9 protein-coding genes and 1 tRNA gene are annotated in these 15356 nt (G+C 54.5%); 3 read left to right on the forward strand and 7 right to left on the reverse strand.

The features are described from left to right. Positions 1-68: 68 nt before the first annotated feature. The 6 genes from folE to SH528x_RS09565 all read right to left on the reverse strand — a co-directional run bounded on the left by folE (position 69) and on the right by SH528x_RS09565 (position 9098). The gene (gene folE, locus SH528x_RS09540; protein ID WP_442510296.1) at positions 69-776 is read right to left on the reverse strand and encodes a GTP cyclohydrolase I FolE; all 708 of its coding nucleotides are present in this window, start codon (positions 774-776) and stop codon (positions 69-71) included. A 330-nt stretch (positions 777-1106) separates the two neighbouring features. Further along, positions 1107-3197, reverse strand: coding sequence for a hypothetical protein (locus SH528x_RS09545; RefSeq protein WP_442510297.1), 2091 nt, complete (start codon positions 3195-3197; stop codon positions 1107-1109). Between the two features lie 17 nt (positions 3198-3214). Then, on the reverse strand, positions 3215-5353 hold the full coding sequence (locus tag SH528x_RS09550) for a serine/threonine-protein kinase (RefSeq protein ID WP_442510298.1): 2139 nt from the start codon (positions 5351-5353) through the stop codon (positions 3215-3217). Between the two features lie 180 nt (positions 5354-5533). After that, the gene (locus SH528x_RS09555) at positions 5534-7510 is read right to left on the reverse strand and encodes a DUF4129 domain-containing protein (protein ID WP_442510299.1); all 1977 of its coding nucleotides are present in this window, start codon (positions 7508-7510) and stop codon (positions 5534-5536) included. Between the two features lie 191 nt (positions 7511-7701). After that, positions 7702-7926 carry a DUF4339 domain-containing protein gene (locus SH528x_RS09560; protein WP_442510300.1) on the reverse strand — a complete coding sequence of 75 codons (225 nt, stop codon included), beginning with the start codon at positions 7924-7926 and terminating at the stop codon, positions 7702-7704. Positions 7927-8309: 383 nt separating this feature from the next. Beyond that, positions 8310-9098 (reverse strand): DUF6690 family protein, encoded by a 789-nt coding sequence (locus tag SH528x_RS09565; RefSeq protein ID WP_442510301.1) that lies wholly within the window; start codon positions 9096-9098, stop codon positions 8310-8312. A 508-nt stretch (positions 9099-9606) separates the two neighbouring features. On the opposite strand from SH528x_RS09565, the gene SH528x_RS09570 reads away from it, so the two are divergent. Then, positions 9607-11265, forward strand: coding sequence for a hypothetical protein (locus SH528x_RS09570; RefSeq protein WP_442510302.1), 1659 nt, complete (start codon positions 9607-9609; stop codon positions 11263-11265). A gap of 357 nt (positions 11266-11622) precedes the next feature. Further along, positions 11623-12816, forward strand: coding sequence for a M20 family metallopeptidase (locus tag SH528x_RS09575; protein WP_442510303.1), 1194 nt, complete (start codon positions 11623-11625; stop codon positions 12814-12816). Between the two features lie 372 nt (positions 12817-13188). Here SH528x_RS09575 and tig read toward each other — a convergent pair whose 3' ends face one another. Next, complete coding sequence (gene tig, locus SH528x_RS09580; protein WP_442510304.1) at positions 13189-14691, reverse strand: trigger factor; 1503 nt, start codon at positions 14689-14691, stop codon at positions 13189-13191. Positions 14692-15107: 416 nt separating this feature from the next. Here tig and SH528x_RS09585 point away from each other — a divergent pair. Further along, positions 15108-15180, forward strand: a tRNA-Gly gene (locus tag SH528x_RS09585). Positions 15181-15356 lie beyond the last annotated feature (176 nt).

Consider the following 15356-nt stretch of genomic DNA (forward strand, 5'->3'; position numbering starts at 1 on the left):
CGGATGAGGGAACTCGTTAAATCGCGTTACGCTGCGAAGGAAGAGAGTGGAGTAAGTCGGCACACTCTCTAAACTTCCCGGTTGATCAGCCCCAACACTTCGGCTCTCGATTTGGGGTCGTCACGGAACGCACCTCGCATCGCACTGGTTACACAGAGGCTACCCGGCTTGCGAACCCCCCGCATCGTCATGCAGCTATGAGTGGCCTCACAAACGACGGCAACTCCGTTCGCTGACAAGCGTTCTTCGACAAGGTCGGCGATCGTTTGCGTCATCCGCTCTTGGACCTGGGGTCGGCGAGCCACCTCTTCGACAACTCGGGCTAATTTGCTCAGTCCCACCACTTTACCGCTAGGCAAATACGCAATGTGGGCACGTCCCGTGAATGGCAGCAGATGGTGTTCACACATACTGCAGAAGCTGATGTCACGAACGAGTACGATTTCGTCATAATTTTCGGTAAACACTTTGGCGAGATGGCGTCCAGGATCGGATTTCAACCCCGCAAACATCTCTGCGTACATGCGTGCGACCCGAGCCGGGGTTTCAAGCAACCCTTCCCGGTCGGGATCCTCGCCCACTGCGTCCAAGATGACGCGAACCGCTTCTTCAATGCGTTTCAAATCGACGTGATCACGAGATGGGGCGTTTCGATCTGGAAAAAGCGGCGGCTCGGGGCTCGGGCTGCTGGCACTACAATTCGCACCGCTGTCGTTTTGAAGGAACGGCACGCTGCAGGAAGGTTCTTTATACGAACGGGGATCCACGTTTTGCATTTCCCAGAAAGGCTGAGTTAAAGGTCGGCGAGATGCTGCACTCGCACGTCCATTGTATCTTAGCAGAGTGTCGCTTCGGCGCTGAGGACGCCAAGCAGGGATGGCCGCGAGGTTAGGGGGGTACGTCGATTTTACAATGTGGGATTGGCTTCCAGCCTGTCGCGAATGCAAGGTCTTTTCGTAGCGAGACTCGCCAAGAGTTTCAGGTGGAGCGAGAATGGACGAAAGTCTTCGTGACTTTCGCTACGAGGGAAGCAGAAAAGGCTTCCGCGTGTCGAGTATTCGATGACAGGCTGGAAGCCTATCCCACATTTTATCAACGACTTTGGCTCAACCGCCACGCGGCAGTTGTTTCTGTAGGTCTTTTCGAAACTCATCACGAATTTGATACAGCGAGAGCGTTGGCCCAATCGCTTCACGCCGGATGACCTGAGACAACGGCAAGTTTTCTTTCACCCGGCCAACCTCGATGGGGACCGACCTAGTCATCCGTTGGACGCCAAAGGTATCGCACAGGATGGCGTGAAAGTCGACAAGTTGCTGCTTTGCGGCTTGCTGGCCGACATCGCGTGTGGTCGCACCGCCAGCCCACAGCGCCGCCATGGCAGCCATTCCAAATGCCGCAAACAATTCGGGGATCGACGCTGCTGCGATGACGGTGGTTCCAAAATCGACAGGTATCATCAGCACGCCACCAAAGGCAGCCAACAAGGTGGCAAGCGGAGTCAGGCCCGCCACCAACTTTTTACGCACCGGCACATCACTCCACATTTGCCGGACGGCTTCGTCGAGTCGTCGTGGATCGAGTTGCGTAAAATCATCGCGTTCGAATCGCAGAATCGCCGCCTCGGATGCTTCGGTTAGCCGCGACATGCTGGGATCCACCTCTTCACCGAACCAGTGCGGTAGTGCGGCGGAGCCACCGTGCCGATCAATCGCTGCATTCAATCGTTCGGGTGTCATCAAACTGCCGTATTCGCCGCGGCGAAACTTATCTTTGATTTCGCTGGCAGTTTGCTCTGCCAATGCAGTCGGAGTGAAGCGGCGAACCATTTCGCCAGCACCATCAACAAAGCGTCGCAATTTTGCGTTCATACGAACGCCCCAACGCGCGTACCAGGGGGCCGTTACGGCAAACGATTCAGAGAGTTGATGGATAATGCGTTTGGATTGGTGAAGCCGAAGCTCGACCACTTCGCCGCCAACCTGCCGATGGGCAAAAAATTCGAGCGACGCTTGCAACAAACAATCCTGTGCCTTTTGCGTGGCCTTGCGTGAGTGGTCCGCGTCCTGGTCAATGAGACTAAGTCCGCGATTCCAGATCATCGATCGCAGTGTGGATTGTAATGCAACTCGGAATTTTTCGAACAATTTGGCGCGGTCAAGCCGCTTTGGTAACGCGGCAAGCAATCGGTCCTCGGGGATTGAAGCCGGTGGATTGTTGTCCGGATTTTCCGAAACCGAAAAGAACACAGGAAACGAATCTTCGTCGTCGGCGATCGTTGCTGCGCCACTTGGCAGGGGAATGTAGGGCCGGCTCGCAGGCACATCAAAGTCGTATGCCGCGTACACCGTTTCAATACCGTGCGTTTTTGCCAACGGCGTGAACGTTTCAAATACTTGATCCGGAGTCTGACGAGGCCGCACCTTATTGACCGCCAACATTCGCGGCACTCCTGGCATCAAATCGGCAGCGATTCGCAATAGATCGCCTAGCGTGGCATCACGCGAAGATTCTGCGGACGAAACGACAAGGAACGCCGAACAGATCGTGGCGGCGCGGCCAAGCAGATCGCGGCGAATATCCGGCGACCCGAGCCCAAACGCTTCATCCGAAACAATGTCAGGGCAATCCAGCAACCCGATCCCAGCTTCGTCCAATCCAGGGTCGGTAGCGACGAGCGGAATTGCCAACGTGCTGACATCGCCACCACGATTGTTGTATTGTTGGTGGGCGGCGGCGGGTTCCTCGGCAAGCATTTCGGGTGGCATGCCGATCGCATCACCGATGCGGCCCATCAGCAAACTGAACAATTCCGAATCGGCCTGCCATTGCTGTGGCAGCCACAAAACAAATCGATGAGTTCCTTCGGCATTGCTCGGGCCACGAAGCGTGCGTGCCCGCCCCGCTTCGCTCAAATAGGTAGCAACCAAACTGGTCTTGCCACTGTTCAGCATGCCCGCAATCGCCACCACGGGCCAATTGACAAGCTGGGAAGCGGAATGCACTTGGCGTCCAGAGGCGAGGAGATCGCTTGCCAAAGCTAAATCCAAACGCCGGACTGCCGCCAAAAAACTTTCGCGAGATTCACTCGGGTAAATCCGCTGGACCATCGCGCGGCGATCATCGTCTTCTAACAGCGACAACAGACTAGGCCAATCGATCGAGTCCTCCTCAAGATTTCGGTTTTTACCAAACATGTCGTGTCGCCGATTGCTTATCCCGAGAAATCGCGTGTGTCTGCTGTTGTCGATTGGCCTGACGCAGGGCTAACGCACGGAGTTTTTGAGCCGCCATCCCTGTCAAATTGATGGTTCCACCACTGAACCGTGTCGACTTGCGTCCATCGCCCATGATCTTCACATCCCCGGAGTGTATCAGCGAGTTCGTCCATCGACATAGGGCGCTGATTTGGGTCTTTTTGCAAACAAGACATCAATACGTTTTGCAGGTCTTCGGCCAGCGGGATGCCCATTCGATCCGAAGGACGGACAGGCAATTCGTTCAACTGCTTCAAACAAATATCCACCGACGCCCCTCCCTCGAACACCGGCACCCCTGCAAGCAACGCATAACCGACCGCACCGACCGCGTACAGATCACTTTGCTCGTTGGCTGCCGAAGCATCACGCACCGCTTCGGGGGACATGTACATCGGCGTGCCCGTGATCGAGTCGACTCGCGTTAATTCAACGGTGTCACGCGTGATTTCTTTGACCAAACCAAAATCGAGCACCTTGATCATATCGCCCATCCCCGACACTTCGGTCAACAGGATGTTTGCCGGCTTGATATCGCGGTGAACGATCCCACGCAGATGGGCTTCGGAGAGCGAGCCGCACATTTGAATCAACAGCGAAATGACTCGCCCTGGGCTTTGACGCCCATATTGGTCAATCAATTCTTGCAGCGTGATGCCTTCGATGTATTCCATCACGTAATAAAACGTTCCGTCGTCAGTGCATCCGTAGTCAAAAATTGCGATCGTATTGGGATGACGAAGCTGTGCCGTCAATTGCACCTCGCGGGCAAAACGGGATGCCGCCGTCGAGGTCAACTCGTCTTTTTCAAGTACCTTGATTGCCACTTCACGTTTCAGCAGTTCGTGAGCTCCGATATAGACCGACCCCATCGCTCCTTCGCCGATCAACCGCCCGAGTTTGTATTGCCCGAGCTGTCTGGTGGTATCGTTCTGAGCCAGCGAACGAGAGATGCGGGGCCCATACAGTCGCAGCGTTCCTAGGGCAAATGCCGCAAGTGTCAAAAGGATGGCCAATACCCAATGGATCCGCGAGAGCGTTCGCAGGGGGCCATAGACCTCAGCAACCTTCATTTCCACTGCGACACCAAACCCGTATTCGGGCATCCAACGCCAAGCTCCGATGACATCGACGCCACGGTAGTCGCGGTAGCCCACGACGTTTTCCCCTTCGCCTCCGCGAGTCAGCTGGTCGGCAAGAACGGTCAGCGGACGTGATCCAGACTCGGGTAACTCCGAACCCCCAGGATCCTGCACGACCTGATTCAAAATCGTGGACTCCGATCGTGCAGAATGAATCGCTGCGGAGTGTTCTTGATCGCGGGACAGTTCGTCAACGGCATCCGTCAACATCACGCCGCGGCGGTCAATGGCGTACGAATGAGCAAACGCGTCGGGAACCGGTGCGGCCAGCAGTTCACTAAAATCCGCATGAGGATCCATCAGATACAGGAAACCGCCCACCGTGCGAGCACCGTCGACGATCGGCGTGATCGCGGCAATCACCACGGGCTCTGGCTGCGACATCGGTCCCGATGGTCTGATGGGTTTGGACAAGCCAAAGGGGCGTGTCAAAGTGCTTTGTCGCGAAATGATCCTTTCCAGCGAATCGCTGGGAATCGATAAATCTTCTGCAACTAACGGATCCAGGTCGCTGCACAAAACGCGTCCTTCGATGTCGACCAGAGCCCAACCAAACACGGTGCCGCCAAACGTCTCGGTGGCCACACCTTGCTCAAATTTTGTGCATTTCGGATCCATCTCGAGTTGCTCAGGCGAGACGGGTTGAGTAATCGGGTGCGATGTCAAAATGTCGACGGCCAGCGAACGCCGCTGGGGACTTTGCATCGCCTGCGTCACGATCGCGGTTTGCTGGTCATACCAGTGGCCAAAGGCGGTTAGCTTGGCGTCTAAAATCGACCGCAACGATTGACGAGCCATCTCTTGCATTGTGCTGCGGATGACATAGTTCAATGCGACAAGTGTCAATGCGGTCACAAGCAACACCATGATCCAAATTGAGATCCAGCGTCTTGCTCTTCGAGCAACGGACCACTGAGTGATCAATCGCAATTTTGACAAAACGGCAGATGACAAGGGATCACGTTCCAGCAAGGAGAGAGTTCGACGCCACCGTATTGTAACGAATACATGTTTTTCGTTGAGGATGGGCAGCGTGAATAAGTGTCGCACCGCCATACCCGGCAAAACAACGCGACAAGACAAGTGGGCGAGGAAACATGTGGCCCAATGCAATCGGGGGAAATCGCTGTGAAATTAGTGGGCCGTCACTGACGTAGCACCTTTCATCTGCTTCCAAATATGATCAGCCGCTGAAATGTCTGCCTTCGTCGCCATTTCACCGCCGTAAACGATTCGGTTATAGGCATCGACGACGCGGAGGGCCGACGTTGATAGCTGGGGTACCGTGCCCGCAATCCGCTTCAGAAATTCGCTGGGCGTTTCGTCGGGTCGGCGACGCGACCCTTGTTCGCGTGCCCAAGCTTCAAACGCCTGGAAGGTGACGATCACGATTTGCCGAGGATCTTTTTCACTTCCAATCGGATTACGAAACGATGAGAATGACCTCAAAGGCGTTTCGATGACTTGTTTCGGTAAATCGAGCTCCGTGTCGTCGGTGGCCCCGAGTTGACGAGACCAAAGTCCATTGAGCCACTCCAAAATCGCCTCGTGATTGCGATACACAAAGACGCCGACCACGCAGGCAAGCCCCAACGCAATCAAAAATTTGAGTAGTGAACCGACCATCGACAGCATCTCGGACAGCGACGGAGTCGGGTTCGTCGGAGAGGGTTCGGGTGGCGGCGGAGGTTCATTGGCTGCCGATTCCGAAGGAGGCGTATCTGCCTGCTCCGACGAAGACTTCTCGGCGTCCGATTTTTCAGACTCAGATTTTTCAGCGTCCGATTTTGGTTGGTTTTCAGTGCCCTCGTTTTGGGACTTTTCCGCGTCGTCGCTGTTTGACTTCTCAGCCTTTGATTTGTTGTCTGATTTGTTCTGTTCGCTTGTTTGTTTGCTTGACTGCTCGTTTGAGGCGTCCTGCTTTTCCTGCTTCCCTTTTTCGCCTTGGGATTCAGACTTTTCGCCCTGCTTATTCTCGCTGCCTTTATCTTTGGGACTGGGTTCTTTGGGACTGGGGGTATCCGAGCCGGGATCTCCGGGACTGGGCTTCTTGCCTCCGTCCTGCTTCCCCGGACTTCCCTTTTTGTTGTCACCCTCGGCCGCGGCACCTGGCGGAGCACCCTTTTGGCTGGCGTTTCCCTGGATTTCCTTGCCTTCTGCGTTCTTGTCTTTTGCAGTGACTGCGGCACCCTCCTTCTTTTTCCCGGCAGCTTCATCGCCTTGCCCGTACTCGCTTGCCGAAAGATCGTCGGGGCTGCTAGTGAACTCCGGCAATTCGAACGACGCGAGAACTTTCCCTGGCATCGGAGCGAGGTACGAAACTAAAAGTATCATGCTGATGATCGCCAACCCGCCAGTGATCCATCCCACCGAAACATTGTTCGGCATATCGACACCGCGTTGCCGCAGATAACGCCGCAGTCCTAGAAAACTGGTGGTCACCAGCAGCGAAAAGCTCGAGAACAAGTAGACAGCCAGTAACCACATCGCACGACTTGATGTTCCAGGGTCACTGCGCATAAAAAACTGCCCTAACCCAAATAGCGGCAACGCAGCCAGGGCGAGATACATCACCGTGCGACCAGGTTGATGAGCGCCACGTTTAGCTTGAGGCGTCTGGGCTTTTGTGATCGGCTCTTCGTCGGTTGCGGTTGACGCCGTGTTACGCGAGAGATGGTTCGCATCGAATTGATTGCGAACAAAGTGACCGCCCGAGTCCATCAGTCCTTGTCCGCTGGCGTCAACCGAATCATCGATCAGCGTGCAGTCGTGAACAATTCGATCCGCCAAGAACGCGATCAACACCAACATAAAGATGCTGAAGACTGGTGAACCCACAAATCGCATCATCGCCAAAAAGGTGACAGCCCCCAGGACGCAGAGATAGCCCATCGCATAACTGCGGTCACGCTGGATCGCAATCCGCGCGACGCTGACGACGCCCATCGTGTACATGAACAACGTCCACGAAACACGCTCGGGATAGCCACCGTGATACAAGACAAGCATCAAATAATTGGCGAGGCTATTGATCATCAAAAAGATCAACAGCGGCGCGACGGCGATGGCGGCGTAGTCGGCCAAAGTCTTCGGTGCGGTCGTCGTTGCCATCTTCGAATGCCGTACGTTTTTGAGAGGCAGTGCCGATCAGCGTCAACGCTCATTCGGGACCTCTGCCCTGTGACGCAGCCATCTTCGGCGATCACTCGATTAGACACTAAATCGAATCGAGTGCTTAGACGGGCAGCGTGCAAAACCTAACGTTCCACCCGGTTTCGTACGCTCTTCGAATCGGATGGACACTAATCCGAGGATGCTTTGGAGTGAGCTGCATTCCAGCGTTGGATTGCCGGAGCAATCGAATTCATCGGCACCCACTTGCCTTTGGTTTTGCTGCTTAACAACAACGTATCAGGAGCAATTTTTCCTTCATCGATCAGCTGAAGCAAGTCCGCTTCAGAAATCGGCCCCATGCGTCGTGTCTTGCGCAGCCAACCACTTGTGATGTAGTACCATCCCGCACCCATGCGTTCACCTCACCATTAACATTGCCCTGGCAACAATCCCGTTGCCAATTTTTCCGCCCCAAATCCCACGTCGAAAATCTATCGACTTTGAAACGCTTCAGCTAAGCAAAGTCAAAGGCCAACAATCTTCTTCGCAAGATATGCGCAAACCATGCGCATTCGATGACTCGATTGTATCCGGCTGAGAAACTAGCTGCCAGCAAACCGGCCAATTTCAGGAAAACTTCAGCAGCGACGGGGGAGGCGAAAACCACCTGCAGATCGCAGTCATGCCATGATTGCTACTGAACAAAATACACTTGTTTCGCAGTTCGCTGAGCCAATACGCCCACTGGGAAAAACGCACGGTTTTCACAAGCGATTCGTTACCCTGATTTTGCTCACTACCAACGTCCGCTGTAGTGGTCCGAGTTCACAATTCGCTGCGCCTCGGGACTGATGCCAAAGGCAAGGTTTGGCTGATTCAGTTCAATGAACACGGTGTATTTCTGGTGAATGGCATCGCTATAGACTATGGGGGCATGGGTCAGTCGCAAAAAATGAACGGGCAATCCATTCCAACGGCGAGTGAACACTCCCGCTTCGAGCGACGGCTCTCTCGACAATCCGAAGTGCTCCGTCATGATCGACGCCATTTTGCTTGGATCGCCCGTGAAGCCGTGGACGGTAATTCGCTGAACTTTACCACTCGTGTCAAAATAATAGGTGAGCGTTCCGGCTAGGTCATCGGCCTGCGTACCCGTGACAATGGGCACACGAAGCCCCTCCATTTTCATGTCAGCCAAGACGGTCGTCACACGCGAAAAGCGATTGATGATCCATTCCGGATTGATGTCGAATCGGATCACTTCGCGAAGGTCATGAACGGTTGTCCCGACGAGATTCGGCTCCTCTTCGGGCTTTGCTGGGATGGCACCAAGCTTGCGAGCAAGTTCATGATCGTAGCGGTATCGAGTCTCGCCGTTGCGACGCAGTTGCTCCACTTCGTAGTGCGAATGAACCGCGTAGTCTGGATTCCCACCCAGAATCGAGTCCCCCGAATGCACGGCCGCTTCGGTCGTCACAAACTGACTCTTGATCGAAGAGACCGTTTTCTGTCCCATGTCCGTTTCCGAAACGACGTACGGACCGCCAACAAGAGTAGCGATCGCAGCAGCGGTTCGGATTCGCATGATCGGAAACATTGATGTGCCGTTGAAAAAAAGGGAATGTCGAAACGTCCACTATCCTGTATCGTCCAGCGGAGGATGGCATGTTTCGGAAAGAACCGATCTCTTGCGTATCCCGCATGTCATTGCCAATCGCCATAATCCGTTTGGTAGCAATGATCGGCATAAGCCTTGCTGATCGCGTGAATTTCATGTATTTCCCATACAAATCCCCCAATGTCGACGACTTCGGATTCCACGCCAGACAAGCCTCCGCCAATTCCAATTCATTGATTAAACTAGGGTGGGGGCGGCCCTTGCTCTCTAGCGAGACAGCGCCACTACGACAGAAAGACGCGTTACCTCGTAACCCAACGTGACCCGAGGGATTCAACCTAACTCCTTCCCTCGCCCACACTTCGGGGTGCGATTGCCTGTAAATTGGCGATGTCCAGCTAGGGTGATGCTTGCTACCGCTATTTTACGAACCTCCCCTCTGTCCGCACTCAGCCCATCCATCGGACCCAGACGAATGCCGGCAACTGCAATTTCGGATCTTTTACCTCTCAGCGCAGAGACTAAGAATCCGCATCCCTATCAAATCTTTGGCCTGACCGGCGGCGAACAGGATTCCCAGGTGATTGTCGCTGCGATTAAGGAAACGATCCAGAAACTGCAGAGTGCCAAGCCGGATGCCGATCCAGCCGTCTGGAAAAAGGCAGCGAAATGGGTCCAACAATCACGCGATATCTTGCTCGATCCTGCCAAGAAAAAGGCCCTGGACGTCCGTTTCGGCGTCATTGATTTTGGTGACACCGAATCGCCCCAGGTCACGGCGGCTCCCATTTCGGCGCCCTCCGCAGTACCGCCTCCACCGGGTGCTGCTCCGAAATCGGATCCTCTTGCGGGGCTGTTACCCAAAAGCGATCCGCTTGCCGGAGTGCTGCCTGCGGGTAATCCATTGGCACCACAAATGCCTCCCGTACCTCAAGCTCCTGTTGCAGCAACACCAGCACCCACGTTTTCGGCGTCTCCTGCGCCAGTAACCGACGCGGCCCCGATTGCTGCTGCGGCGCCGATTGCGATCAAGAAGAAGGCTCCCAAGCGGCGTCGCAAGTCGATGGCCGGGTGGTTTGTCTTTCTGGGCTGCGCGATGGCGATCCTCGCGATGGTGGGGTCACTTATTTGGGTTCTGATGTTCAAACCAGGAACGATCGCGATCACGGCCAAGGACGGCAGCTTTACTTTATCAACCAACCCGGGCGGCTCTGCCAATGAAGCATCACCACCATCAAGCGGACGAGTCAAATCCCGGCCCGTTGACCCCATTATGGGCAACCTGAATCAACCGAGCTTTAACGACAACCGAGGCCAGGGCGGTCAAAATATGCGTCCCGCACCCTCGATGCCGCAGACCACCCCGTCTGAACCCGTTCCGTCTGAACCAGAGCAACCTGCGGCAACGCCCCCCGCTCCGCAGGAGAACGGTCCCCCAGAAACGATGGATCCTGAAATGGGCGAGCCTGAAAAAATGGATCCCATCGGTTCCACCCCCGCATCGACTACGCCCGAGTCGACAACGCCCACATCGACAACGCCCGATCCCACAGTGGGTCCTGTGATGATGCCCGTCGAAACGATGAGCAAAGAGCTGATCGCCGAGGCAGAGGCATTGATCACAAAAGCACGCACGGCGATCAAGTCTGCGGATTGGAGTCAGCTGAGGGCGGTACACGAAGTGGCTGTTAACACTCAGCTCAGCGAAGAGCAACGACCGCTCGGCGAGCCCTTGTTCGAGATCGCCGACTTGGCAACTTACTATCGCGGCGCTATCGAACGCGGCGTGGCAACACTACAGACGGGCAGTGATTTCGAGCTCACCGAAACACTTCGTGTGATCGTGGTCGAGAAAGGCCCCGACCGCTTGGTGATTCGCTTTAACGCGACCATCAAAGCGTACACGTATGACGAATTGCCGCCGCGACTTGCTGACAAACTCGCTACGTTTGCACTCAACCCAGGCGACCCCACTGCGATTGCGGCCCAAGCGGTCTATCAAGCCATCGCCCCCAAGTCGACGGAATCTCATCGTCAGGAAGCAATTCAAAAGCTCGAAACGTTTTCGGGCGAAGTCGAAGGGGCGAACCCAAAAAACATAGCCCAAGCGTTTCGCGATTTGTTCAAGTCTTAGCAGTTAGGCAGGAGTCTTTCAGTAAATTGGCCGTTTTGGCGCTAGCCACGGTTTCGGCGCTGAACCGGGGCTAGCGCCCAAACGGCTAACGGGATTCCACCCAGTGATTCCTGACTACCTGCTTAGTCGGACACAAATTGTGTAGCGGCCGATTCCTGGCAGCGTCGGCTAGTGTGCCCCGAAACGGCGGTCGTTCTGTGAGCCGACAGCACTAGCCGCGGGCCTGCCCATTTTTTATGAAATATGCCCGCGACTAATGCAGTCGGATAAGATCGTCAAGTTCAGTGACTCATCTTGATCTGGTTTGGGCCCAACGTCCGACCCGGAAAACATTGAAAAAAACATAGCGTCTACACCATGAAAAACGTAACGAGCGAAGTCCTCGATACACTTTCCCGCCTGATCGCATTTCCCTCGGTTAGCTCGGTTAGCAATGTCGAAATCACAAAATACGTCGACGAGATTTTACGCTCACTCGGCTTTGAGACTGAACTAACCATCTATGAAGACGCCAAGGGGATTCAAAAGGCAAATGTGCTGGCGAAACGAATGCCGATCGAATCCCCTGGATCGCTGACCGGTGGCGTGGCTTATTTTTGCCACACGGATGTAGTGCCCGCCAGTGGCTGGGTGGGTCCTCATCCCGAATCGCCCGGGGATGCGTTTCACGCGACGATCACAAACCAGCGTGTTTACGGACGAGGGGCGTGCGACATGAAAGGCTCGCTGGTCGCGATGCTCGCTGCGGTAAAACAAGTTCCGCAAGAATCACAAACGCGACCACTGTGGGTGGTCTGCACCGCTGACGAGGAAACCGGATTTCAAGGAGCACGGCAACTCGTTGAGTCTTCGGCGGGATACCGTGAAATTGTGGCGGCACAGCCGGTCGCAATCATTGGTGAACCTACTGAACTGGGCGTGGTTCACGCTCACAAAGGCATCACAGGCTTTCGCGTCACCAGCCGCGGGCGGGCAGCCCATAGCAGCACCGCCGAAGGAATCAATGCAAACGTAGCGATGGTTCCAATGCTGCAAAAAATCGCGGAACTCAACGAGCGAACGTTGACCGACCCTCGTTATCAAGACCCTCGATTTGATCCGCCCACGCTGTCGTGGAACTTCGGATTCACCGACTTTGGCAACGCGATCAACATCACCACGCCCAAAAGTGAAGCGTGGGTCAGCCTGCGAACGATGCCGGAAATCGATGGCAGCGATTTGATCGACGAAGCTCGTGTCTTTGCCGAATCACGTGGGCTCGAATTCAAACTGTTGATCGGTTGCGACCCGATTTGGGTCGATGCCCACGCGGAATGCATTCAAACGATGTGCGAGTTAGCCAATGCATCGCCTACGACAAAGTGTTATGCGACCGATGGCGGCTTGTTTAGTGAACTGCAACAGACCTTGGTGTGTGGGCCAGGCAATATCGCTCAGGCGCACACGGTGGACGAGTGGATTTCGATCGAACAACTCGAAAAAGGCACCGACCTGTATCGACGCGCCATCCAACATTGGTGTTCGTCGATTACCGATAAGGTTTTAGGGTAGGGAGGGTAATAAATGGCGTCCTTCGCTCGGGACGTGCGGTTAATTACTTTCGTAGCTACGCTCGCCAGAGCGTGGATTTCCACCGCAAACGCGATGGCAACTACGTTGAAATCCGACAGTGATTCACCGCTCGTGCCGCACGATAGTTGCGTGGGACGTTGCTTTCGCCGGGGACGTCGATTTTATTGCTGAAGCTTGTTCCGTAGTGGGCGAGGCTACACGTCTTCCACGCGGGATCTTTAGCAAGATCCACTACCCTAAGAAAAAAATCGACGTCGCGGATCGAAAAACGACACAAAAAAAACTGCCCGTGTCCGCGGTGAAGCGAAAACGGGCAGTCGAATTTTTAAAGCGAGTCGATCGAAAAGGATATTATTCCTTTTCTTTCTCTTTCTTATCTGCATCCTTCGGCGTGTGATCTTCGTACTTGGCCTCAGGAATCACGTCGTCATCGCGAGTTGGCAAAACATTGTGGTAAACGGCGAACTCTTGGTCGTCGTCACCCTTGGTCTTTTCAACCTTTTCTTCGCTAACGTCACCGGCTTCGACAATCATCTCGACAACTTTGCGTTCGACGATTTGGTTGCGAAGCGCGTCCATTTGGCCGCTCTTTTCAAGGCGAGCACGGACTTTACGTTCCGGCGAATCGCTTTGCTGAGCGATCAACGCGATTTCCGCATCGTAATCGGCTGGCTCTGCATCGACTTCGGCTTCTTCGGCGATCTTCTCTAGGATGAAGTGTTCACGAAGTGCAGCTTCGGTTGACGATTGAGCGTTTTGACGTGACGCGTTGACGAAGCGGCGAATGCTGTCTTCATCGAATCCGCTGCGGCGCAGTTCAAGGACCTTACGTTGCAGTTCGCGTTGCGTTTGTCGTTGAACCAAAGTTTTTGGCAACTCAAAGTCGGCGTTACCGGCCAACGCATCAACGACCGATTGGCGAAGAGCTTGCTGGGTGCGGTAATCGGCTTGGCGAGTCAGCGAGTCACGAACGAAATCACGAAGTTCTTGCTCGGATTCAAAATCGCCCAGCTCTTCCAAGAAGCTTGGAGTCATCTTTGGCAATTCCGATTTCAACACTTCAATCACTTGGATTTCAGCATCAATTTCCTTGCCGCGAGTTTCTTCGTTGCTAACACCATCGCTGATCTTAGCTTTGCCTGAGCGTGTGTCGCCTTCGATCGCGCCAGTCATCAGCTTACCGAAATCTTCGATCACGCCGTCCGAAAAGCTCAATCGGCTGTTCAGCGTGACGCGTTCTTCTTCGAGTTCGCTCAGCAACTTGCCGTTCTCAGTGAACTTGATCGACACGACAAGCTTGTCGCCAAGAGCGGCAGCTTCGTCAGTGGCTTCAAGCGTTGCGTAACGGGCCAAGACGCGTTGCAGCGACTCGTCAACATCGGCTTCGGTGATTTCTTCGACTGGCTTAGAGAGCTTGAGGCCCTTCCAAGTCGGCGTTTCAAAATCAGGACGAACTTCGACGGTGAATTGGTACTTGAAGTCACCATTGTCTTCCGGCAATTCGATCGATTCGAAGTCAAACTCGGGTTCGCCGATTGCGGAAAAATCTTCTTTGTCGCTCACTTGCGAGAGCGAGTCCATCAACAGGGCGCCCTTCACTTGCTCGCGGACACGGTCACGAAATTGCTTTTCAACCAATTTTCGCGGCGCACGGCCTGCACGAAAACCGGGCACGGATGCTTCCGGCACGATTTCGTCGTAGGCGTCTTTTAAGTATCGCTCAACTTCCGCGTGCGGAATCGTAACAATCACCTGGCGAACGCATGGCGAAGGGCTCTCAACTGTGGATTGCAGCTGGATTGTTTTCTTTTCTTCCGGAACTTCCGTTGTTTCGGGTTCAGTGGAGGTGGACATCCTTCGGTAAGACCTCTCGTCTTTGCGGCGTCATCGTATGGCACATGAGGGCGAAACAGGAAAACCGACCATCGGATCGCTGCGCCTCATCGTTTCTATCAAATCAAGCCCGGTAGTGTACTGTGTCAGGGTGCATCGTGGAAATGGGGGAAAATCAGAAGATTGCGAAGTTGGCAATCCGGGCGTTATCACCCTCACTAGAGCCCCCCGGTCCCTCGCTCGAGCTCCGCGGCAACAAACCCGCTGAAACAAATTCGCAAGTCTTCTGAAATTGGGCTTGAACGAATTCGATCGGTATCTACAATCCGCTCCTGTTGATGGCAAACCAGCTGGTTCGCCGCCAACAAAAAAAAGGCCGCCGGGTGACCTTGCAACATTAAACTGCAAGCGATAATCTGGCCGGCGTTGAAAGTTTTGCGGCTGTAGCTCAGTTGGCAGAGCATCACGTTGCCAACGTGATTGTCGTGGGTTCGAATCCCATCAGCCGCTCTTTCTTTTCTTTCACATGAGTGGAATCTGCCACTCATCCGCTTTCGCAGCAAGCGAAGCAGCAAAAACCAAGCTCCTCGACTGGTTTTTTCGCATTGGTGGTGACTTTCATGAAATCGTGATTGCCGCTATGTTTTTTTCTTTGCCTCGCATCTCCCCTTCGGCCATTCGTGGAT

This window comes from Novipirellula methanifontis, assembly GCF_052161655.1.
GTDB lineage: Bacteria > Planctomycetota > Planctomycetia > Pirellulales > Pirellulaceae > Novipirellula.